The 22,085-nt window shown below is 37.4% G+C and carries 20 protein-coding genes, 2 tRNA genes and 2 pseudogenes; 21 read left to right on the forward strand and 3 right to left on the reverse strand.

The features are described 5' to 3' along the window. Window positions 1-20: 20 nt before the first annotated feature. Window positions 21-197, reverse strand: coding sequence for an aspartyl-phosphate phosphatase Spo0E family protein (locus tag COJ96_RS07010; protein ID WP_098572245.1), 177 nt, complete (start codon window positions 195-197; stop codon window positions 21-23). Between the two features lie 280 nt (window positions 198-477). On the opposite strand from COJ96_RS07010, the gene COJ96_RS07015 reads away from it, so the two are divergent. Both COJ96_RS07015 and COJ96_RS07020 read left to right on the forward strand, forming a co-directional pair. Beyond that, window positions 478-1,185, forward strand: a complete 708-nt coding sequence (locus COJ96_RS07015) for a cytochrome c biogenesis CcdA family protein (RefSeq protein ID WP_098572246.1) — start codon at window positions 478-480, stop codon at window positions 1,183-1,185. A 176-nt stretch (window positions 1,186-1,361) separates the two neighbouring features. Then, window positions 1,362-1,841 (forward strand): CcdC family protein, encoded by a 480-nt coding sequence (locus COJ96_RS07020; protein WP_098572247.1) that lies wholly within the window; start codon window positions 1,362-1,364, stop codon window positions 1,839-1,841. 73 nt (window positions 1,842-1,914) lie between these two features. Here COJ96_RS07020 and COJ96_RS07025 read toward each other — a convergent pair whose 3' ends face one another. Next, window positions 1,915-2,340 (reverse strand): DUF2621 domain-containing protein, encoded by a 426-nt coding sequence (locus COJ96_RS07025; RefSeq protein ID WP_098572248.1) that lies wholly within the window; start codon window positions 2,338-2,340, stop codon window positions 1,915-1,917. A gap of 300 nt (window positions 2,341-2,640) precedes the next feature. Between COJ96_RS07025 and COJ96_RS28500 the strand changes: the two genes are divergently transcribed. The 10 genes and pseudogenes from COJ96_RS28500 (at window position 2,641) to COJ96_RS07065 (ending at window position 10,518) form a co-directional block, all read left to right on the forward strand. Continuing rightward, window positions 2,641-2,737: transfer RNA gene (locus COJ96_RS28500), tRNA-Sec, on the forward strand. Between the two features lie 169 nt (window positions 2,738-2,906). Then, window positions 2,907-3,185, forward strand: a complete 279-nt coding sequence (locus COJ96_RS07030; protein ID WP_098572249.1) for a type 2 periplasmic-binding domain-containing protein — start codon at window positions 2,907-2,909, stop codon at window positions 3,183-3,185. A 167-nt stretch (window positions 3,186-3,352) separates the two neighbouring features. Then, the gene (locus tag COJ96_RS07035) at window positions 3,353-3,643 is read left to right on the forward strand and encodes a site-specific integrase (RefSeq protein ID WP_180230009.1); all 291 of its coding nucleotides are present in this window, start codon (window positions 3,353-3,355) and stop codon (window positions 3,641-3,643) included. Between the two features lie 420 nt (window positions 3,644-4,063). Then, window positions 4,064-5,602 carry an NADH dehydrogenase subunit 5 gene (locus COJ96_RS07040; RefSeq protein ID WP_098572271.1) on the forward strand — a complete coding sequence of 513 codons (1,539 nt, stop codon included), beginning with the start codon at window positions 4,064-4,066 and terminating at the stop codon, window positions 5,600-5,602. Beyond that, window positions 5,599-8,211: a DUF2309 domain-containing protein gene (locus tag COJ96_RS07045; protein ID WP_098572251.1), complete on the forward strand. Its 2,613-nt coding sequence runs from the start codon at window positions 5,599-5,601 to the stop codon at window positions 8,209-8,211. Before COJ96_RS07040 ends, COJ96_RS07045 begins: the two co-directional genes overlap by 4 nt. 193 nt (window positions 8,212-8,404) lie before the next feature. After that, entirely contained in the window at window positions 8,405-8,770 is a 366-nt protein-coding gene (locus tag COJ96_RS07050; RefSeq protein ID WP_098572272.1) for a Na-translocating system protein MpsC family protein, read from the forward strand. A gap of 99 nt (window positions 8,771-8,869) precedes the next feature. Then, complete coding sequence (locus tag COJ96_RS07055; protein ID WP_098572252.1) at window positions 8,870-9,361, forward strand: carbonic anhydrase; 492 nt, start codon at window positions 8,870-8,872, stop codon at window positions 9,359-9,361. Window positions 9,362-9,723: 362 nt separating this feature from the next. Beyond that, window positions 9,724-9,834: pseudogene (locus tag COJ96_RS29170) on the forward strand (hypothetical protein); the annotation flags it as partial. Between the two features lie 105 nt (window positions 9,835-9,939). Further along, the gene (locus tag COJ96_RS29175) at window positions 9,940-10,116 is read left to right on the forward strand and encodes a hypothetical protein (protein WP_251456045.1); all 177 of its coding nucleotides are present in this window, start codon (window positions 9,940-9,942) and stop codon (window positions 10,114-10,116) included. Between the two features lie 189 nt (window positions 10,117-10,305). Next, window positions 10,306-10,518 (forward strand): hypothetical protein, encoded by a 213-nt coding sequence (locus COJ96_RS07065; protein WP_180230010.1) that lies wholly within the window; start codon window positions 10,306-10,308, stop codon window positions 10,516-10,518. Between the two features lie 102 nt (window positions 10,519-10,620). On the opposite strand, the gene COJ96_RS07070 is transcribed toward COJ96_RS07065, so the two are convergent. Next, a complete protein-coding gene (locus COJ96_RS07070; protein ID WP_098572254.1) occupies window positions 10,621-10,905 on the reverse strand; it encodes a hypothetical protein in 285 nt (94 codons plus the stop codon). A gap of 255 nt (window positions 10,906-11,160) precedes the next feature. Here COJ96_RS07070 and COJ96_RS28505 point away from each other — a divergent pair. The 9 genes and pseudogenes from COJ96_RS28505 to COJ96_RS07110 all read left to right on the forward strand — a co-directional run bounded on the left by COJ96_RS28505 (window position 11,161) and on the right by COJ96_RS07110 (window position 22,083). Further along, a tRNA-OTHER gene (locus COJ96_RS28505) sits at window positions 11,161-11,242 on the forward strand. A gap of 434 nt (window positions 11,243-11,676) precedes the next feature. After that, window positions 11,677-12,380 (forward strand): annotated as a pseudogene (locus COJ96_RS07075) (SAM-dependent methyltransferase). A gap of 691 nt (window positions 12,381-13,071) precedes the next feature. After that, window positions 13,072-14,724 (forward strand): type 2 periplasmic-binding domain-containing protein, encoded by a 1,653-nt coding sequence (locus COJ96_RS07080; protein ID WP_098572255.1) that lies wholly within the window; start codon window positions 13,072-13,074, stop codon window positions 14,722-14,724. Between the two features lie 71 nt (window positions 14,725-14,795). After that, window positions 14,796-15,686, forward strand: a complete 891-nt coding sequence (locus COJ96_RS07085; protein ID WP_098572273.1) for an ABC transporter permease — start codon at window positions 14,796-14,798, stop codon at window positions 15,684-15,686. Between the two features lie 44 nt (window positions 15,687-15,730). Continuing rightward, window positions 15,731-16,645, forward strand: a complete 915-nt coding sequence (locus tag COJ96_RS07090; RefSeq protein ID WP_098572274.1) for a carbohydrate ABC transporter permease — start codon at window positions 15,731-15,733, stop codon at window positions 16,643-16,645. A gap of 22 nt (window positions 16,646-16,667) precedes the next feature. Continuing rightward, on the forward strand, window positions 16,668-17,369 hold the full coding sequence (locus COJ96_RS07095; protein ID WP_180230011.1) for a YesL family protein: 702 nt from the start codon (window positions 16,668-16,670) through the stop codon (window positions 17,367-17,369). Window positions 17,370-17,463: 94 nt separating this feature from the next. After that, entirely contained in the window at window positions 17,464-19,257 is a 1,794-nt protein-coding gene (locus tag COJ96_RS07100) for a cache domain-containing sensor histidine kinase (protein WP_098572257.1), read from the forward strand. Then, window positions 19,250-20,791: a response regulator transcription factor gene (locus COJ96_RS07105; protein ID WP_180230012.1), complete on the forward strand. Its 1,542-nt coding sequence runs from the start codon at window positions 19,250-19,252 to the stop codon at window positions 20,789-20,791. The genes COJ96_RS07100 and COJ96_RS07105 overlap by 8 nt, the downstream gene beginning before the upstream one ends. A gap of 44 nt (window positions 20,792-20,835) precedes the next feature. Further along, window positions 20,836-22,083: an extracellular solute-binding protein gene (locus COJ96_RS07110; protein WP_180230013.1), complete on the forward strand. Its 1,248-nt coding sequence runs from the start codon at window positions 20,836-20,838 to the stop codon at window positions 22,081-22,083. Window positions 22,084-22,085: the final 2 nt, after the last annotated feature.

Below are 22,085 nucleotides of genomic sequence, written 5' to 3' on the forward strand. Positions count from 1 at the left end.
ATTTTTATAGGAGTTTTTTCTTAACAAGCTGATGATGGAACCTTTTTTATATATATACGATGATATTCATTTAAGAGGTGGTCAAGCTCCTGGCTGTAGCGAATCGCAACGGAGGATGTCAAGCCGTTGCTAGTAGCGACTTGAATTAATTCAGCTCGTTTTTTTTCAATTAATGTAACTAAATCATCCTTTGTCACGGCCGATTTCCTTTCCAGAGTAACCCCTAAATTTTGGTTAAAACAGAATACTAATATACCAAATTTCAATTGGTTTTACTAGTATAACCTATGTTGTAAATTTTTTCAAAGAGAATTGTAAATAAATACCCATCCAATTTATGCATATAAATAGTTAGGAGGAATATTGGAAAGGAGAAATAAAAAACGAGTGCGACACAAAATATTCAAGGTCAACATTATCATTTACAACAAACATTTGTTAGAATAGAAACGTATCGACTATAGTGGGAGTGTTAATATGTCAGATGTAAATATATTTTTAGCATTAGGGGCAGGATTTTTAAGTTTTATTTCACCCTGTTGTTTGCCGCTTTATCCTGCATTTCTCTCATATATCACAGGGATGTCTGTTGGGGAGTTAAAAAGTGAAAATGCCATGCTTCAAAGGCGGAGTTTACTCCACACCTTATTTTTTCTACTAGGCTTTTCAATTATTTTTATTGCAATTGGATTTGGAACTTCGTTTCTAGGAAGCTTTTTTTTACAGTATAAAGATCTAATTCGTCAACTCGGCGGAATTTTTATTGTTTTCTTTGGTTTAGTGATCGTTGGAATTTTAAATCCGAAGTTTATGATGAAGGATCGCCGTATTGAATTTAAAAATCGTCCTTCTGGCTATTTTGGTTCCGTTTTAATTGGGATGGCGTTTGCAGCTGGATGGACACCTTGTACCGGACCAATTCTTTCATTTGTTATCTCCTTAGCAGCGACTAATCCTGGTTCTGGGATGATGTATATGATTGCATACTCGCTAGGTTTTGCGATTCCTTTCTTTATTCTTTCATTTTTCCTTGGCCGCATGAATTGGATTAAGAAGAACAGCGGGAAAATCGTCAAAATTGGTGGTTACATAATGATTGTCATGGGGATTGTCTTATTCTTTGACTGGATGACAAAAATCATTTCGATTTTTTCAAATTTGTTTGGTGGCTTTACAGGGTTCTAAATATATAAAAATATAAATATTGTATGTAAGGGAAAATTCCTGAGGAGGTTTTTCCCTTTTTGTATCAATAACAAGGTTGGTAAAAATGGGTTCTATTTTATTGAGATAATTTTTTTCAAATCCATTTATTTGAGTTATAATGGGGTAGTAAATAAATTAGATAAGGAATGAATCTAATGAACATAGTTCTTGCTTCTTCAATTGGAGCGGTGTTTATGGGTAGTCTGGCCCTAGTAGTCCGGATGAAAGCCGCAAAAAAACCCACCAATGCTCGTAAAATAATTCTACCGCCTCTGTTCATGTCGAGCGGGGCATTAATGTATATTGAACCGCAATTTAGATTAACTGGAGCAGAAATGATCGAGGCAGCAATTGTGGGGATGCTATTCTCTATTTTACTTATTAAAACCTCGAAGTTTGAGATTCGCGATAATGATATTTATCTAAAACGCTCCAAAGCATTTTTCTTTATATTAGTTGGGCTATTAGTTGTACGTCTTGTCATGAAGTCGGTGCTAAGTGCAACCATCGATATTGGAGAACTAAGCGGTATGTTCTTCCTTCTGGCCTATTCAATGATTGTGCCTTGGCGGATCGCGATGTATTTGGACTATAAAAAACTGTTCAAACAGCTGCATGGTGGGAAACAGATATAGTAAAGAGAGAGACTGGTCCTTTATTGGATCAGTTTTTTTATTGAAAATAAATAACCGTCTATTATCTAGACGGTTAAAATAGGTGCTCAAAGGGAGCGACATCAATCCGATTTTCAAACAGCTTTTTGCGTAAGAATTTATGATCTCTCTTTGGTGTTGCTTGAATATAGCCCCGAATAACTAAATCTTGAGTAATTTTTGGAGCTTTTTCTTTTAAGGCGATTTCGCCAATTTTTCCTGCAATCTTATGTCTGGCCACATCACGGAAAAGTTCGGGAACAGGGCTGACTAAATCCTCAAGGAGCACTTTCTCCTCGGGTCCCCACAAATGACGGGATTCATTAACATAATGTTCTTCCCAATCCATAACTGACTTGCCATCTTCTTTCGGCATCTTTTTCAAAAACTTCCGGAACATAAAAAATCCACCGATGGCAAAAGAACCAACTAGGAAAACTACCCAGAACAGGATAAACCATAAAAACCAACCATGAAGCATTCTATTCACCTACATAAATAACTATTTTTCATCTTATTATAATCTTTTTTTATAAGGATAGACAAGTATTGGACGTAATTGTATAAATTTTACCTGATGTTCTTCTGCTGGTATAGTAATCTCCAATCAATTTATGAATTCCTTATTGACAATTGAAAAGCTTGTCGAAAAAATGACAAAAACGCGGTATGTATTGATAATAATCATTTTCCATTGTAATATGATAACAAATGATGAAATCTATTGGATAAGATAGCTTTTGTTGATATAGTTACAACTATATTGATATATTAAAATCTTGGGGCTGAATGGGGTACTGGTGTCCTCCACAGTCTTCAAAACTGCTTGAGACCTGCGTGCCAGGTCTGGTGGGTTCGATTCCCACGCAGTCCCGCCAAAAAGTTGATGTATCAAGGGTTTTCTTAATTTTATTTTAATGATAGTTTATACATATTCCTTCACAGTCATACCCCTATCTACTGACAAGACTGTAGAGGGGCTGTAACAGAGACTGTAGGGAACGTTTCCTTCAACCTCCAAATAATTATTTATTGGAGGTTAAATTTATGCAATCAAAGGTTATTCCAAAGAAGGTAAAGCCGAAACTAGGTAAGATTAGAGAGGGAAGCAAAACGAAAACAAAGGCAAATTCCAATATCCTGACATTGGATCAGATGTTTAATAAGTTTATGACCGCTAAGAAAACAGAAGGATTAGCACCTAGGACGCTTGATGAGTACTACAATAACTATGCCTATCTCAAAGGTTTTCTTGGTGAAGAAACGACGAATGAGAACGTTGCTGCAGAGGATTTCCAAGGATATGTAGGGTATATGCTTCATTGATAAGGAACTTTCCCCTATGACAGTTAATATTCGCATTCGTAATATAAGGGCATTCATTAGGTAAGTCATAAGAAGGAATGGATTACTGAGCCTATCCATGAGGATTTCAAGCCGAAGAAATACCTGAGGATACGTTAGAATCATTCACACCCGCTGAAGTTATGAGGATGATGGATGTCATTGACGATTCAACATATACAGGATTCAGAAATAAGGTAATCATTTATGTACTTTTAGATTCGCTAGTGCGCATTTCAGAGCTTTGCGCAATGAAGCGGGAGAACGTTAATATAGATACGGGCGAAATTTTCCTTGAAGCAATGGATACAAAGACTAGAAAAGCCCGTATTGTGCCAATAACAGATCCTACAAATGAATTACAATCGGGTTGGTGGAAGGTAAATAGCTTTATCTTCGTGGACAGTGATTGGAAAGAAAGTATGTATGTAAATGGATAGGATGAATTACTCGGAGACCCAGTAAGTTTGAACCAAATTACAACTTGACATAATTTTTCATTAATAGTAAAATTCATTTCATAAATAAATTGATTAAATGATTTCCCTAACTAAATAGATTACTTTAGCATAAGGTTAATAACTATCTATTGATTCAATGAAAAAGTAAATCTATAACAAAAGGGTAATCTGTAAATATACCTCTTAAGTATGAATACTATATTACATAATTAGGTAGACTATTAAAAGGCCTGAATGGCCCGTTAAAAGTAAACCGACAATTTTCAAAGTTTAATGGTTTTGACCATTATGCTTAAAAATTGTCGGTTTTTTTTATTAATAAAACAGAAAGGAATGCAGCGTAATGAAGGAAATCGGTCAAAGTCATATTTTCATAATGTTGGTTTATACTATCCACGGATGGAGGGAAGTAAAATGTTAAATTCCCTGCCAGAAATATTTTTTGTATTGCTTGCGATATCGGTGCTTAGTGCACTGTTCCTGTTATATCCAAGGGTTCCACTGTCTTTTGTTCGGCTTCACATCGGTATCACATTGTTGCCTCCACTGGCTGCCCTAATGGTCCTTGTTACTACCAAGGAGACCATAATTTATGGTCCCTGGTGGCTTGATTCCTTATCATGGATGCTGGTATTGTTTGTCCTTACCATCGGTTTTATCGTGCAGTGCTATTCTGTTCGTTACTTCCTTGGTGATCGTTCCTATCGAAAATATTTTGCCTTGCTGACTATTACTATTACTGCTGATTCAGTTGTCTGGCTAAGTAATGATCTTCGCCTGTTGCTGATTTGCTGGGGGGTTACACTCCTGGGGCTAATACTACTGATAAGATTAAAAAAGGAGTGGAGTGTTGCTAGAAACGCAGCTAAACAATCAGGACGACTATTTGCAATAAGCTGGCTTATACTGTTTGGAGCTGTAATCTGGGTAACCCAATCCACTGGGCATTGGCAGTTGTCGCTTGTCCTCACAAAAAGCAGTCTTACACAGCTTGATTTATGGGAAAGGACTTGTATTAGCCTGATGCTAATCTTGGCTGTCGTAATTCCGGCAGCACAGTGGCCTTTCCAACGCTGGCTATTGAATTCAGTAGTAGCTCCAACTCCTGTATCCGCGGTAATGCATGCGGGATTAGTGAATGCTGGCGGAATTATCTTGACTCGGTTCTCTCCGCTTTTTAGTGGAGATATTACCCAAATCGTTTTACTTTTAGTGTCTAGTGTTTCAGTCATGACAGGTACCGGAATTATGCTGGTCCAGGTTGATTATAAACGACAGCTTGTTGGGTCTACGATTGCACAGATGGGGTTTATGTTAATCCAATGTGCATTAGGTGCTTTTTTGGCTGCCATTATCCACGCTGTCTTACATGGTCTATTTAAGTCAACTCTTTTCTTACAGGCTGGCTCTACGCTTCAACATCACAAGAAGCCAACATCAGAGTCATACCAGCCATTGTCATTATTATGGACAATCACAGGAGGGATTTTAGGCCTCCTGGTGGCAATTGGTCTTTGGCTATCTTCATCTGGAGAGAATTATCAAATCATAAGCGCTCTTACCTTAGGGTGGTCAGTTTCATTAGCCTGGACCCAGCTCGTGGCTTTTGGTTCTGGACATATCGCGCGGATTGCAGGATTTTCTTTATTTGCAGTAGCGGCAATTGTATATAATTTCGTACATGATGCTTTTTATGGTGTATTACAAAATTCAATCCCGAAGGGAATGCAACCACCGGAACCGGCGGCAATTTTACTTCTGATTATTTTATTGGCCGGAAGTGCTGCAGGTGCATGGCTTGCTCGTAATCGTTCATCAGCTGCCTATTTTGTTATTTATCTTTGGCTTGTACGATTGGGTGAGCCTCAAAATAATTTGATAGAAAGTCATCCTAAATATTTGACACAATCATTCTTTAGAGGAGGTCATTTACGATGAATACAACATTAGCAAAAACATTACATTGGGAAAAGCTGCCTGATAGTCTTGATTTTGATCTTATTGACTTAGTGAAATCGGCCAGCAGGGTTATTGTACCGCTCGGGCCAATTAACACATTTGCAGCACGTAACCCCTGGGTAGGCTTGGAGGGACAAACGTTTGAAAAAACGGCTTACTGGCTCAAAGATACTTGTGATATAGATATCTATCCTAATGACTCCGTATTTCAATCTGCTTGGGAACGAGGCGAGATTCATCAGGATTTTTTAGAAAATGGACTTCAACATTGGCTAAACACACAATCTTTGGAGTTGCCGTATGAGGTCGCAGAGCGGTTCTGCCGAGCTGCACTAATGCAAAAGCAACTACCTTCCAGCACTATGGAAGAACCTAAGTTAAAAAGTATGGCAAGAAAACTAAACCGTTTTACATCCCAAATGACCGAAAAACATTCGGTCAAAACCTATAGCCAACGCTTGGAACAGCTGGGAAGGGTAAATGCAGCTCACGATCTTAACTGCAATATTATCAAGTGGTGTAAATTGTTTCTTGATGAGTCCCAAGCTGTCTGGTCGATGCCAAATCGTGAAGAAGGTTTCTATCGTGCGTGGCGGAAATTAGTCCAGCACGACCCGGCACTTAGCCGTAAGGTCCGTAAACAATTAAGTGATTTGCCGGAAGAAGCTGATGCTGCATTAATGGAAGTTTTGTTCGCACTAGAAATTCGATTTTCAGAAATTCAAGAATATTTTGAAGGCCATTTCCTTGCATTACCGGGCTGGAGTGGCATGATGCTTTGGCGTTCGCAGCAATCGACCGAAGAAAGTTCGCTACTACTTGAGTATTTAGCCGTCCGAATATCGATGGAATGGGCTTTAGTTAAACCCTTTCTTCCCTTGCCTGAAAAAAGAAACAATAAAGTACATTTAGAACCATTGATTACGGCCTGGGCCGAATGGGGGAACCTGTCAATCAATGCTTGGTCTCAGTTATCGTCTACAGAAATAAAGGCATGTTTGACCCTTGCATATCGTTTTGATAAGATTCAACGCAATCGACTATGGCTTGAAGCATGGGAAAAAACATATGAGGACCAATTAAAGAAGATGCTTATATCCCAACAGACGGCAGAAGAGGCGGAAAACATAAAGCCGGAACTGGCTCAGTTTGTATTTTGTATTGATGTTCGTTCAGAGCCTTTTCGCCGCAAACTTGAAAAAGGAGGAGAATTTAAGACTTTTGGAACAGCAGGCTTTTTCGGATTACCGATAGAAACCTACGAGCTTGGCAGTAACCATACGCATAACTCTTTGCCTGTAATGTTTAAACCGCAATACAAAATAAAAGAGTTTTCACCGGAGTCTGAATCCTATCAACAACGGCATCATGTAGTCAATTCAATAGGTTATACATTTAATGCGATGAAACATAATCTGATTTCCAGTATGGTATTGCCGGAAATTAGCGGTCCTTGGCTCAGCTTGCAATCTCTCGCTCGCAGCTTTGTGCCTAGGAGTGCAGGACGGACATTAAGGAAATTGCACGAAAGATGGCTACATAAACCATCCACGGAACTCTTGCTTGACCATACGCAAACATTTGAAAAAGCTTTGCCAACTGGCTTTTCGGTGAAAGAAAAAGTACACTACGTAAGGCAGGCACTAATAATGATGGGCCTCACCGATCATTTTGCACCACTAGTGGTTATTTGCGGACATGGAAGTCACAGCACGAACAATCCATATAGTTCCGCACTCGACTGCGGTGCATGTGGAGGAGCCTCAAGCGGATTCAATGCAAGAGTACTGGCAGCATTGTGCAATCTGCCAACCGTAAGGAAGAGCCTTGAAACAGAGGGAATAATTATTCCTAAAGATACCGTTTTTGCAGCTGCTGAGCATATTACCACACTTGATGAATTGCGTTGGCTTTACATTCCAGAACTATCAGATGAAGCTAAGAAAGCATTTTATCGTGTCCAGGCCGAGTTGCCAAAGGTGAGTGAGGAAGCCAATTCTGAGAGGATTCCGCAATTGCCAAATATCGGACCCCATCTTAAAAGTCCAAAGGCTGAGGCTCAACGACTTTCAGAAGATTGGAGTGAGGTGCGTCCGGAATGGGGTTTAGCGCGCAACGCTGCGTTTATCATCGGGGAACGTTGGCTGACCCAAGGTTGCAATTTGGGTGGAAGAGTTTTCCTCAATAATTATAACTGGAAGAAGGATAAAAACGGTCATATTCTAGCAAACATTATTTCCGGACCTGCAACGGTAGCTCAATGGATTAATCTGCAATATTATGCATCTACTGTTGCCCCTCATTATTATGGAAGCGGGAATAAAACAACCCAAACCTTGACAGCTGGGCTCGGGGTCATGCAAGGGAACGCTAGTGACTTACTATCCGGACTTCCCTGGCAATCTGTGATGAAATCAGATGAAGAGGCATATCATGAGCCACTACGTTTGCTGGTGGTCATCCAAGCGCCAAAGGAATATGTAAAAAGGATGCTCGACCACGATCATGCCTTTCAGCAAAAAGTGAAAAACGGATGGATTCGGCTTGCGTCCATTGACCCGGAAGGACACTGGGAGAGTTGGTCTTAACAATTCCTGGTTTTTATATAATGTCCTTGATTGGGCTGCTTTTCTTTTCAGTTCTTAAAGCAATGGTAAATAGCTTTCTAAAAGATAGTGTTACGTTGATAAAATAGATTGTTTTTTGAATATTATAGGCAATGTTTGGCCATGTGTTTGGCCATCTATGAATGTAACTTTGAATAAAGGAAAAGGAATCGGTATGGAAAAATCAAAAGGAATTCTTGAAGCTGAAATAAGCAAAGCTTTAACACATTGGGAGAAAAATTATCTTGGACGAGGCTCCGTATCAGTTAAATCAGATATATTACGGGATATGGTGATTGTGATTCTTGGAGCTATTTTAACTCCTGCAGAATATGAAGTATGTCGGGATAAAGAAGGATTGTTATCAGTAAAAGAATATCGCAACAGTTTGGTGGAATCCGGTCTGGCTGATTTAAAGGAAATTATCTTAACGATAACAGGCGAAGAAGTAATTAGTTTTCACACCGATATTAGTACGCATACTGGAGAACGATCAATGGTCTTTAAGCTTTCCAGCAATCTGCAAAGCAAATTATGTTAGAAATAAAAGGATATATTCAAGGCTTAAATATCTTTTTCTAAAGGAAAGCATCAGAATCTTATTTAGAATACAATACAAATTAATAATGAGGTGAATTTGATGTCTAGAGATGAAAAGAAAAAAGTACTATATGTGATTGGTATGGATCATAAATTAGAACGTTTTATTAAAGAAGAAACCAACAATCAGGAAAATATGATTATCTTGCAAAGAAATCAACTGGTCATTTCACACCCCTTCGACGAATTAGTGAGGGACATAATCATTACGGTCTTTCAGGAAAATGTTGAAGAAATCGTTGTTGCCTTCACAGATGATTATCAAAAGAACACTGAGGATATACTGATCAAAATTAATAAAAACAAAGAATTAAAGGATAAGATTCAAACACTGGATTATCTTTTTAGTAATACCAAGCCGGAATTTCCTAGGGGTACGGTAAGTGAATGGTTACAGGGAGGAAAAACTTTAATGGATTGTGTCCAAAAAACAGTCCACATCATTCGCCATCATCCGCTGCTTCCGTCGCATGTAAAGGTCAATGAATTATTTATTAAAAAGGAGAATGAAAAGCTATCTGGAATTGTCTAATAAACTATTTATCTAAATATTAATGAAATCAGAGTCTTAATTCCTCAAATTAAAAGAAAATGGACATTTTATTTTTTATTTTAATATCTAAAGAGGCATTCAATGATAGATTTTTTATACATATCTTACTTGCCAAAAAAGTTGATAAATTAAGTGTTCGCTCATTAAGCAGTCACCTTAAACGGTGGCTGTATTCCTTTTTTCATGTTATTTTTATTTAATATTGCTTACAAAAGAAAGACTTCCCGAAGGAAGCCCCTATGTACACGTTTATTTCCCTTTTCTACGAGAAGATACAACTATAAATTGTCCAATATTGTAAAAGACTACTTATATTCAGGATATTTACTAACTATTTCTTCATAAGTTCTTTTACCTTTAATAAATTAGGGTTTGTACATACGCAAGACCTCGAAGGAATTGTTCTAAAACGCAAAGATTCACGTTACGAAGTCGGCAAGAGATCGCACTCCTGGCTGAAGGTTATCAATTACCAGTACGCTGATATAATCGTTGTTGGCTACCGTAAGCAACCGAAGGATTTCGGCTGGCAATTAGCTGACACTGATGGAAAATACATGGGCGTGATGGAACTCGGTGTGCTAACGCGTGAAAAAGCGAAAGTGTATCGCGCTCCAATCATAAAGGAAACAGATGATTTTGCGTATATAGCTCCGATTGGTTTACGTGTGAAATACCGAAATCTAACTAAGGCTGGCTTATTACGGCTGCCTAGTTTTGTAGAGTGGGTTTAACGACCTACTCTTTTTTAAAGATCTGTTATACAATAACCTTGATAATTTACCAAAAGAAAAAGGACTTTTTTGATGACATCTTATTTAACAAAGCACTCGTTAGCTGAATAAGAAAACTCGAGAAAATTATTGGTATCAAAGGAGAAAACCTCCTTTATGTCGAAAATTATAGATAAAGGGGATGACCCAATGAATAAAGTTGGTTTATTAAAAAATCTACACAAAGCAAGTCGAGGTAATTTCTTTTCAACAGAGATTCCTAAGGCTACAAAAGAAGATGAAAAAAAGATTGAAGAATGGGTTGGAGAATTAGAAAGTGAAGGAAAAATCAAGTTAAGAGAGTGTATACAGCGAGAATACTCGGTTTATTTACATGGAATAATTAAGTACGCATCCGAATAATCGGGTGTTTTTTATTGGGGTGAAACGAAATAGGATATTTCAAACCAAGAAAACCGAGAGTAACTATTTCAGCTAAAAAAGCCACGGCAGGTACGCCAAGGCTTAATAAAATGGGCGGTTATGATACGATTCATTTTTCCGTTCTTTCGCGTCGTAAGTGTAGTCGGTGAATTTCTTTTCGACGAAGCTCGAGGCAGCGACCGACATTAGACCGGTTGGCATTGTGACTGCGAGGACTAGGGAAGCGTATAGCCAGCGATAAGGGTGCGGTGATTGATAGTCAATTGCGTTTATGTCGATTACCTTTAACGAAGTAATAAGGTAAATGGCGATGATGATTCCGGTAATAATGGCGAAATAGCCCGCCCATTTTAATGCGTTTGACATGCGAATCCCCTCCAACACTCTTTTGGTTAATTTTACGATTTTTTACTTTTTGTGTAAATGCAAACTAGCGAATTCAAAATTTTTATATTTGCGGACATCGTTGGCGTACGGTTTTCGAATCTTGACATTTTCGCTACCTTTCAACTATTATAAGACCGTAAAGGACGAACGAAAACTGTAACGGTGATTGACCGAAAACTGTGTAAAGCGTTGATTTAACGTTGAGGTTAACGCTGATTGAACGGAATGATTAAGCGGATTGTATTACGTGGTCTTCAAAACTGCTTGAGACCTGCGTGCCAGGTCTGGTGGGTTCGATTCCCACGCAGTCCCGCCAACTAAACCCAGATATATCAAGGGTTTCGACTGTTTTTCATCTTTGTTTTACCGACTGTTTGAAAAATGAGTTAAAGTTAAAAAGTCACCAGTATTTTTTCTAAAAATTACATAGTACAAGTGCGACTGATTTTGTGTGTACCAGTGTGTCAAATCCACCAAATTCTTGTAAGAAGGGTGGATTTTTTTATGCAACCCGTAAGGAAAACTCAGCGAAAAGGTTCAAGAAGTAATCAGAATATTAAACGGTTCAAACAAACTGAGCAAAAGATGACTCTGTTTGAAATGTTTGAGCGATTTATGGCCTTCAAACAAACTGAGGGTTTGGCAAAACCTACAATTCAAGGATAATTTAAAGGTCACAGCAAAATAATTATAGGAACCAACTTGGTTATGAAACTGGGAATGTAATGCTTTTTGATGAGGTGAGTTTAGTTGAGTAATGTAGAGCAGAGTATAAAGTTCGGTTTAGAAAGAATTGTTTTTATTGGGAGAACATTCGAAGAGTATTTTGATATGTTTTCTCTTTCAGAGGAAGAACTAAAAGGAAAGAAAATACTTGATTGTCCAGCAGGAGCTTGTTCATATACTGCTGTTGGTAACAAATCAGATTTAGATGTAACAGCGTGCGATATTGCTTATTATCACTCAGGTGAAGACCTAAAAAATAAAGGTCTTCAGGATATTGAACACGCGATGGAGCATATGGAAAAAGCCCATAACAATTATAAATGGGATTATTTCAAGGATATAGAAGGACTTAGAAATAATCGTTTAAGTGCCTTACAAGATTGTACCAACCATATGATAGAATCCAGAGAAAGATACATTCCCGTTCCTCTACCTATTTTACCGTTTAAGGATGAACAATTTGATATTCTTCTATCTGCACATTTTCTATTTATGTATGCGGATCGTTTAGATTATCAATTCACATCGAACCGTTAACTGAGTTCTTAAGGATAACGAAAGAGGAAGTTCGAATTTTTCCTTTAGTTGATTTACAGGGAAACAGATACGAGAAATTAGATGAAATAATAGGTTATTTGACTGACAATGGCTGTATGGTTGAAGAAGTCAAAGTACCATATGAATTTCAGAAAAATGCTAACTCGATGTTAAAAATAAAAAAAGCTTAGAAAAGAAAGGGGTAACGTGTAAGCGTTGCCCATTTTTAAAAACACATCTTACTAAAAATATGGGAGTTAAAGTCAAGATCGCTGCGGCGATCTTTTACTTATTTGGGGCAGTATTACTTGTATAACCACAAGACCTTGGGAAATAGGAAATACAATCTTTTATGGAATGACTGTTTTACAGAAGAGCGTATTATGCATTAAAGCATTTCATTCATCAAGTGTATGTATTTGAACCCCAAGAAACCTAAGTTTATTCAAAGCCTTCAAATTACATAGTTTGGAGGCTTTTTCTTATGTAAAATTTTATGTTTTTTACAATTCCTACTAGAAACGAATAAAAAAAGGAGTTTTTTATCTCTATTAAATTTAATAAAAAACACTAAATCCTTTTTATGGGAAAACGAGGTAGAGATGTTCGTAATATAAGACACCTTCTCTATGATGGAAACGGTTTCCTGAATGGGGTTTTAGAATCATAATTAACTTATAAATACATAGTAAGGGGGAACCGAATGATAAAGTTAAATCCATTACATTTGTACTAGTGTTATTTTTATGAAGCTTTGTAAGCGGTACATTATTGGACTAAGTTGAATACCGCAAATTTTTTCTATTAGATTTAAGGGAAGATTCTCTAAAAAGCTAGCAGTTTAGTTAACTGATTTGAAACAATGAGTTGGAGGAAACAATCATGAAAAAAGTTTTTTCAATTGCTGCAGTAACCATGATGTCATTTGGAATTTTGGCAGGATGCTCGGTTGGCTCAAGTTCTTCTAGAGATACAGATACAAAACCAATAGCCACCAAAGAAGAATTAAAACCATTCGGGAAATATAAAGAAACAGTCAATTATACGGTAGGGAAGTCCACACCTGGTATTGCAAAATTACCTTCAGGACAAACATACGAAGACAATGCTTATACAAAATACTTAAAGGAAACGCTTAATATTCAAAGTAAAAATAAGTTTGAGGCACAAGATGGAGATGCCTACAAACAGAAAGTTTCCATGGCTGTTGCATCAGGTGATATACCTGACATTATGGCTGTTGATGCTGCAACATTACGTCAGTTGGTCGATAATGAATTAATTGCCGATCTAACAGATGTGTATGAATCAAGTACTTCTGACTTAGTAAAAGATATGTATGATTCATACGATGGTCGTGCATTGGAAGCTGCTACATTCGATGGTAAACTAATGGCCCTGCCATCAACACAAAATGCAAACATCCCAACTATGCTTTGGCTCCGCCAAGATTGGTTGGATAAGCTTGGCTTAAAAGGACCAAAGACGTTGGATGACGTAGAGAAAATCTTAACTGAATTTACCCAAAAAGATCCAGGTGGTAATGGGAAAGGAATTACAGTAGGTTTAGCGCTATCCCCAAGTATTGGTGGAATGTACGGATCACTGTTCCAAGCGGACAATATCCTTCAAACTTATGATTCATTCCCGCGTCAATGGATTGAACAAGATGGCAAGGTAGTTTATGGATCAATTACAGAAGAAACAAAACAAGGGTTAGGCAAACTGGCTGATTGGTACAAAAAAGGTCTAATCGATCCTCAAATAGCAGTACGTAAAAGTATTGAAGATTTGATCATTGGAGGTCAGACAGGTGCGTACTTTGGACCATGGTGGACCCCAGATTATCCTTTGAATTCTGCCAAACAGAAAAATCCAAATGCTGAATGGGCACCATTTATCATTTCAAAAGATGGTAGTGGCACCATCACAGCTTATACACAAAACCCGGCATCTGAATTCTATGTTGTAAGAAAAGGTTTTAAACATCCAGAAGTACTTCCTAAATTAGTTAGTGCATTAGATGATAAGCTGCGTCAAGAAGACCGTAATTACCAGCCTGTAGTAGATTTCATTAAATTTGGCGGAGACCGTGGGGCACCAGTAAATATCATGGTTAACTTTAATGATGCAACAGCACAAATGTATGAAAATATTAATGCTGCCATTGAAGGTAAAAAAGATCCTAAAACATTATCACTAGATGATCTATCATCCTATCAAAAGATCACAGATTATTTAAAAGACCCAGCGAAGGCAGACGCTAATCAATGGAGTGCTTATAATTCCAGAGTGGTAGCGGGTAAGTTAATGGCTGAAACAAAAATAAATGAGGTAAATCCAGTTTTCTTTGGCCAGACCAAAAGCATGAAGTTAAAATGGGCTAATTTAACAAAGTTAGAAGATGAGGCGTTCTTAAAGATTGTAACAGGTGAGAAAGACTTAGATTACTTTGATAAGTTTGTTGAAAACTGGAAGAAAACAGGCGGTACTGAAATTACGAAAGAAGTTTCGGAAGCCATTAAAGAAAAGTAATCTACAAATGGGTACAAATCTTGATTTGTACCCATTTAAAATCATTATTCTAAGAAGAGGGTGCGATGGACATGAAAAAACGTGGTGGGCAGCTGGAGTATCATCTAATGTTGGCACCAGGCATGATTTTTTTGATTATTTTTAGTTTTATACCAATGTTTGGAATCATTATGGCATTTGAAGATTATGTTCCTGCTAAAGGTGTTTTTGGATCCGAATGGGTCGGTTTTGAAAACTTTAAATATATGCTTGAAATTCCAGATAGTATGAAGATACTAAGGAATACTCTTGTGATAGCAGTTGGTAAGATTATTCTAGGAACGCTGGTACCCATTATATTTGCCTTACTATTAAACGAAATTAGATTGAAATGGGCAAAGAAATCGATTCAAACGATTGTTTATTTACCAAACTTTTTATCGTGGGCCGTTTTAGCAGCCGTTTTTATAAACATTTTTGACTATCATGGACCAGTAAATAATTTCTTACAGGCGTTTGGACATAAGCCAATTTTATTCTTAGGGAGCAACGAGTGGTTTAGAAGTATCATTGTTTCAACCGATGTATGGAAAGGTTTTGGCTATGGTGCCATTGTTTATTTGGCCGCGTTAACGGGGATTGACCCAGGGCTATATGAGGCATCTTCAATGGATGGTGCGAATCGTTTTAAGCAATTATTGCATGTCACCTTACCAGGTATTTTACCAACCATTATGTTGATTACCGCACTCAATTTGGGGAATATCTTAAACGCTGGTTTTGACCAGATTTTTGCCTTGTATAATCCGATTGTCTATGAAACTGGGGATGTCATTGATACTTATGTTTACCGAATTGGTCTCATAGGTCAACAATATAGTTTTGCAACAGCCATTGGCTTATTAAAATCAGTGGTAAGCTGCGTCCTCATTTTATCAGCCAACGAATTATCTAAAAAACTTGCAAACATGAGGATTTTTTAAAAGGAGGGTCAGATCCAATGAAACCAAAAACAGTCTCCAGTCAGATGGCTATTACATGGGGGAGAGGGTTGAAAATATCTAAACGCTCTAAACCACTTGGAAGCAGGATTGCTGATATATGTATCTGGGTTACTCTTTTATTAGTGACAGCCCTATGTGTATTACCTTTACTTAACATGGTATCTATCTCTTTTAGCGACCGAGTTGCGGCCCAAGCAAATGAAGTGGGGTTACTGCCTGTCAATTTTAATGTCGGTGCTTATAAAGTGCTCTTAGGTGATACACAGTTTTGGAGATCGTTTATGATATCGGTAGAAAGAGTGGTCCTAGGGACGGCCCTTAATATGTTGTTAACAATTTTGATGGCTTATCCATTGTCAAAAAGTAAGCAGCAATTTAGATCACGTAATATTTATATGAATTTATTAATTTTTGCAATGCTTTTTTCCGGTGGGATGATCCCAACGTTCTTAGTTGTAAAGAGCTTAGGATTGCTTGATACCATTTGGTCGCTTGTATTGCCAGGTGCAGTACCAATCTTTAACATTATCCTACTTATGAACTTTTTTAAGAGTATTCCAAGTTCATTGGAAGAAGCGGCAATTATGGATGGGGCGACAAAATTAAAAGTCTTATTCAAAGTTTATTTACCTATTTCACTGCCAGCGTTGGCCACTATTTCACTTTTTGCAATTGTAGGTCATTGGAATGACTACTTTAGTGGTTTGCTTTATATTAACAAAGCGGCTAATTATCCATTGCAAACATATATTCAACAACTAAACATCGACGTAACAAAAATTACAGATGTGTCTCAATTAAAAGCTGTAGCTGAAATTTCAAATCAAACATTAAATGCCGCGAAGATTGTGGTTTCTACAATTCCTGTACTATTAATCTATCCGTTTTTACAGAAATATTTTACAAGCGGATTAGTAATCGGTTCTGTTAAGGAATAGCCTTTTTTAAGGGGACATGCAAATGAACTTATTTCAACACAGTAACCATTTGATGAATTCGCTCTATACGATTCTAAAACTGACGGGGATTTGGTGGCTCTTAAATGTCCCATATATATTAATAGGAGCGTATCTCTGGGGGGCACCTGATGTAGCTACCGTTCATATGATGGGCATCACAGGCCTAATCCTTTTTCCATTTGTGGCAATCCCAGCGACTGTGACAACCTTGGCACTGGCAAGAAAATATATAAAAGGTTACGATGAGCTTCCGTTTTTTAAGTTTTTCTGGAAGTATTACACAAGGGAATACGTAAAAAGTATGATCTTTGGGATTATTAATACCGCAGTATTAACTGTATTTTACTTATCCATAAGGTATTATGCAGGGCTTTCTCCTATATTGGCGACCTTCTTTTATGCTCTGGCCATTGTGACCCCATTTTTCTTCCTGTACGTTTATAGTTTTCTTGTCGACCAGGAATTACCTTTGAAGGCATACTTAAGCAATAGCATGATGTTATTGCTCAAATATCCTTTCAATGGGCTTCTTATGATTTTTGAGATATTCGCAGCTGCTTATATCATGTGGATGGTCTTTCCACCTTTATTACTCTTTATTTTGCCTGGGTTGGTCGCTCTTCTATCGACTTATTTTTATGAGAAAAGTATGAGAGCTGAATTGAAAAAGAGGCAAACTAGTCAAGAATTATTTACCAATTAATGATAGATAACTATTTTAGTTAAATCGCGGTTGAACCATATTGATTGAAGCGGTAACATGGAATACAGATGAATGGAAGAAAAGAAGGGATCATATGAACAAGAAGCCACTAATTAAAAAGTTTTCTACGAAGGTTATCCTTGCTATTTGTATTGGGATATTGATTCCTACTTCGTTCATAAGTGTATTCTATTTTATCTCTTCCTCTAACATTGTGAAAGAAAATGTCAGGGAATCTTCTCTTCAGACATCTACCCAGGCGGCTGAATCCCTATCATTCGCTTTGTCGGTAGGAAGTGATATGTCGGATCTTCTGTATAGTAACAAGCGGCTTCAGGAAATGGTCAAAATGGACCGGGAACCCCAACTTTCTCGGATTGATAAAGAACAGAATTATGATGAAATAAAAACTTTTTTAAATTCACAAATTTTTTCAAGCTCCTTTGTTCGAATTCTCTATATATTAAAAGAAGAGGGAACGAGCTGGGGGAGCGGAACTTTTTCACCTGTTAAATTGAGCAAATATCATCTCGTAGATTTCGATTGGATTCAGGAATCCAAGAAGAAAGATGGGGCCCTCGTTTGGCGGGGGCTCCAATATGATTTATTTAGCGGGGCTGGTGAGAATACGGAGCTTGTTCTGCCAGTCACTAGGGTTATGAAAGACTTTACTAACATGGGGAATATCGCTTATATACAGGTGAATCTGGACGGTAAATCAATCCTGAATAAAATAGAACAATTAAAGCTTGGAAAAACAGGCCATTTTTTTGTTGTTAACGACAAGGGTCAAATCATGATTGATTCCAATATGGATAAAATCAACAAGACTGTTGAAAATCCTGATTTGTTCAAGCATATTCAAAATAAAAATACTGATGAATTTGAATTTAAGAACAATGATGAACTATTTTATGGAGTGAAACAACCATTGTCGAATGGCTGGTCATTGGTGGGGATTGTGCCTATTAAGGAAATTACGGGTGAGTTGACAAAGCTCCAGCAAATTACCATATTAATTTCGATCTTATTTACTCTATTTGCTGTTGTTTTTGGTTTAATTGCAACCAATAAGGTCACAAAACCGATAAAAAAACTGACGGAGCAAATGAGGCAGGTCGGAAAAGGGAATTTTAAAGTTCGCTCCGAAGTTAATTCAAATGATGAGATTGGGTTGATGAGTGACCAATTTAACCAGATGACGAAACAAGTTGATCAATTACTGGAGCAAGTAAAAGAGGAGCAAAGTCTTAAGACAGAAGCTGAACTAAGGGCAATTAAACATCGGATCAATCCACATTTTCTATTTAATACCCTTACTACCATCCGATGGCTTGTACAATTTAAGCAAACAGATAAAGCAAATACCGCTTTATCTGCATTAAGTCGTTTGCTTGAAGCGAGCATGGGGAAGAATGGTAACTTTGTCACGCTCCATCAAGAGTTAGAAATTATTGAACGATTCCTTGTTATTCTACAAATCCGCTATGATCAGACTTTTGATTTACAGCTGACTATCGAAGCAGGAACCGAAGTATTTGTTATTCCTAGGATGCTTATTCAACCTATTGTAGAAAATGCAGCCTTCCATGGCCTGGTTCCTACTGGGAAATCTGGAAACATATCGATTAAAGCAAGTACCTTAAACAATGGTGTAAAAATTGAAGTACATGATAATGGAATCGGAATTCAAAAAGATAGATTAGACCAAATCAGGCGAAAAGGGGAAACCAAAAATTCATTTTTAGGTATCGGGTTGAATCATGTGTACGATTCGGTTCGGCTTTATTTTTCACCAGTATCAACTGTAACGATTAAAAGTGGAGAACATGGGACTTTGGTTACTTTAGAATTATTCCCTAAAGATGGGGGTGGAAAGCATGTATAACGTCATGGTAGTAGATGATGAACCAGTAATACGATATGGTTTAAAGGCCTCTGTTGATTGGACAAGGGAGGGCCTTCATTATGTAGGAGATTACCCAAACGGAGAGGAAGCCCTTAAAGCAGTAGAGGGCATAACCCTTGATTTATTAATTACAGATATTAAAATGCCTGTTATGGATGGCCTTATATTAATGAAGGAAATGCTCCAACTTTTTCCCCGGTTAAAAGTGATTCTCGTTAGCAGTTATACCGACTTTGATTACGTTCGGGAAGGCTTACAGTTAGGTGCTGTAGATTATGTATTAAAACCTACCTTAGAACCAGAGGATTTCACCAAGCTAATTCAGAAGTGTGTGGATATGATCAAAATGGATCGGATGGTCGAAGAAAAACTGGCACTTGTGAATCAAACCACTTTTATAAGGGAACGAAAAAGTCTAGAGCAGGCTATTAAAAAAGTTATTCTTGAGGACGCTTCTTCTGAGGAACTCCATCAAAAAGTGAGCTGGCTAAAGGAACCATTCCTTTTGTCAACCATGACACTTAATCATAATGATATGTTAGAAGAACAGTATGGTTTTTTATATAAAACAATGATTTTAGAAGATGTTCAGAATTATTTTTATAACAATATGGATGAGGGAATTTGTTTTCCAGTAAATGAGAATCAAATGTTTTTTCTATTAAACACAAAAGTAGATCCGTATGTGGTTATCGGAAAATTAAAAGAGGAACTCGAACAGGAAACAAACTCTAGCTTTACGGTTGGCTTCGAAATGATTCAAGATCTATTATCTGTAAAAAAGGGTTTTGAAAGAAGTCGATTAGCTTCTGAACAAAGGTTTTTTCATTCAAATGAATCTATATTCCGCTATGAATCATTTAAAGCGGGAAAATTGACTTCACTGGATATTGAGTGGCTACATCCAATTCTATTGCCTTATGACAAACAAAGACTAATGGACTTTTTAACGAACCGATTTCAAGAATGGGAGTCGAAAATGGCTCTTCCAATGGAAATAAAAAATGATGCCTGTGAGATTTTCGGTCATCTGTTCATGAAACAGTTGGATTTTGATACATTAATGGAAAAATATGAGCAGATAAAGAAGATAGAAACGTTAGATGAAATCAAGAGTACACTGCTGCTGCAGATAGAAGAATATGTCGAGTTGGGCCAGCAAAAGCGTCATCATCCGCATGCTGACAATGCTATCATGCAAAAAGCTCTTGATTTTATTCATGGTCATTATACAGGAGAACTGACATTGCAGTTGGTCTCCAGTCATGTCCATATCAGCCGCAATTATTTTAGTGTCTTGTTTAAACAGTTAATCGGTGAAAATTTTATCGATTATGTGATGAATCTACGGATACAGAAGGCAAAAGAACTATTAGAAAATACCTCATTAAAGGTGTATGAAGTGGCAGAACAATCCGGGTTTAACGATGTAAAGTATTTTAGCAAGCTATTTAAGAAGTTAATAGGATCAACACCAATTGATTTCCGTTCAAAAAATCAGAGTCCATTTTAAGTTTGAAACTTCGACATATCTGATACGGAAGGAGGATGCTGGTTTTGAATTGGAGGCTTTTAGGAATCGTATTAGCAGGATTGTTGTTTATCTCAGGCTGTAATAACCAATCGATTATGTATGGAAGCCATTCTCTTTCAAAAGCGGACAAAAAGAAGGAAGAAATTATTGTATGGCATACTTATAGTGAAGAGGAAACAAAAGTATTTGAAAACGAGGTCATTCCTCTATTTGAAAAACAGCATCCCGATATTGATGTCAAGCCTGTCCGTCAGCCATATGGTGAACAATTAAAGTGGACACTTCTAGCAAGAGCATCAGCCAAGAGACCTCCTGATATCGTCCGTATGGATATTTCATGGGTTCCATTTTTTGCAAAGATGGGACAAATCTATTCTGTCAGTGATTTCAATGATTTTACTCAGGTAAAGGAAGGTTTTCTTGAGGCACCATTAAAATCAAACCTTCTTAACGGAAAATATTACGGCCTCCCCCTTAATACTAATACGAAGGTGGCCATTTTCAATCGCCAGCTCCTTAAAAATGTTGGATATACTAGTCCTCCTGGTAATATGGATGAATTACTGGATTTGATTCTCAAGAACAACTACCGTATAGGTCTGACTGGATATACGGCTTGGGAAAGTCTGCCTTACTTTTATGGGTTTGGCGGGAAAATACTAAGTCCCGATTTAAAAAAGGCAGAAGGATATTTAAACAGTCCCAAAAGTATTCAAGCCGCTGAGAAATTACGCATCCTCTTTAACGCATCAGGGAATTCGGATACTTGGGAGGGCGTTATCGATGGAAAGTATTTAATGATTGATGAAGGTCCTTGGTTTTATAGTATTCAATCTCCTCAAAAGCTTGAAGAAATTATGAAAAATACTATCTCAGTTCCGTTTCCTGTTACAAACGGAAAAGGGTCTATTCTTGGTGGAGAGAATCTTGTCATCATGAAAGGAGCCACGAATCCGAAAGCTAGTTGGACATTTGTCAAATGGATGGCCACTTCGGAGCCACAAAAGCTTTTAATGAAAACAGGCCTTATGCCCACTGCAAAAGGGGTGAATATAAAAGAATCGATTAAAGAGGCTGGTTACATAGATAGTTATATTGCAGGTTTAGAGAATTCCTTTTCATTACCACCCTTGGCTAATTGGGCCGAGATTGAAGAAATTTATATAAAATATATTAGGATGATCATCCTTGACCAAATTGGCGCTAAAGAGGGAATGTCTCTTGCAGCCAAGGAAATAGATAACCAACTTCTGAAAGAGAAAGGAAGATAAAG

The sequence above is a fragment of the Bacillus sp. AFS073361 genome, from assembly GCF_002567005.1.
Taxonomy (GTDB): Bacteria; Bacillota; Bacilli; order Bacillales; family Cytobacillaceae; genus Neobacillus.

Coding starts and splice junctions, on each gene's coding strand:
- COJ96_RS07015 (WP_098572246.1), top strand. CDS start 478: ATGTCAGATGTAAATATATTTTTAGCATTAGGGGCAGGATTTTTAAGT.
- COJ96_RS07020 (WP_098572247.1), top strand. CDS start 1,362: ATGAACATAGTTCTTGCTTCTTCAATTGGAGCGGTGTTTATGGGTAGT.
- COJ96_RS07025 (WP_098572248.1), bottom strand. CDS start 2,340: ATGCTTCATGGTTGGTTTTTATGGTTTATCCTGTTCTGGGTAGTTTTC.
- COJ96_RS07030 (WP_098572249.1), top strand. CDS start 2,907: ATGCAATCAAAGGTTATTCCAAAGAAGGTAAAGCCGAAACTAGGTAAG.
- COJ96_RS07035 (WP_180230009.1), top strand. CDS start 3,353: ATGATGGATGTCATTGACGATTCAACATATACAGGATTCAGAAATAAG.
- COJ96_RS07040 (WP_098572271.1), top strand. CDS start 4,064: ATGGAGGGAAGTAAAATGTTAAATTCCCTGCCAGAAATATTTTTTGTA.
- COJ96_RS07045 (WP_098572251.1), top strand. CDS start 5,599: ATGAATACAACATTAGCAAAAACATTACATTGGGAAAAGCTGCCTGAT.
- COJ96_RS07050 (WP_098572272.1), top strand. CDS start 8,405: ATGGAAAAATCAAAAGGAATTCTTGAAGCTGAAATAAGCAAAGCTTTA.
- COJ96_RS07055 (WP_098572252.1), top strand. CDS start 8,870: ATGTCTAGAGATGAAAAGAAAAAAGTACTATATGTGATTGGTATGGAT.
- COJ96_RS29175 (WP_251456045.1), top strand. CDS start 9,940: ATGGGCGTGATGGAACTCGGTGTGCTAACGCGTGAAAAAGCGAAAGTG.
- COJ96_RS07065 (WP_180230010.1), top strand. CDS start 10,306: ATGAATAAAGTTGGTTTATTAAAAAATCTACACAAAGCAAGTCGAGGT.
- COJ96_RS07070 (WP_098572254.1), bottom strand. CDS start 10,905: ATGTCAAACGCATTAAAATGGGCGGGCTATTTCGCCATTATTACCGGA.
- COJ96_RS07080 (WP_098572255.1), top strand. CDS start 13,072: ATGAAAAAAGTTTTTTCAATTGCTGCAGTAACCATGATGTCATTTGGA.
- COJ96_RS07085 (WP_098572273.1), top strand. CDS start 14,796: ATGAAAAAACGTGGTGGGCAGCTGGAGTATCATCTAATGTTGGCACCA.
- COJ96_RS07090 (WP_098572274.1), top strand. CDS start 15,731: ATGGCTATTACATGGGGGAGAGGGTTGAAAATATCTAAACGCTCTAAA.
- COJ96_RS07095 (WP_180230011.1), top strand. CDS start 16,668: ATGAACTTATTTCAACACAGTAACCATTTGATGAATTCGCTCTATACG.
- COJ96_RS07100 (WP_098572257.1), top strand. CDS start 17,464: ATGAACAAGAAGCCACTAATTAAAAAGTTTTCTACGAAGGTTATCCTT.
- COJ96_RS07105 (WP_180230012.1), top strand. CDS start 19,250: ATGTATAACGTCATGGTAGTAGATGATGAACCAGTAATACGATATGGT.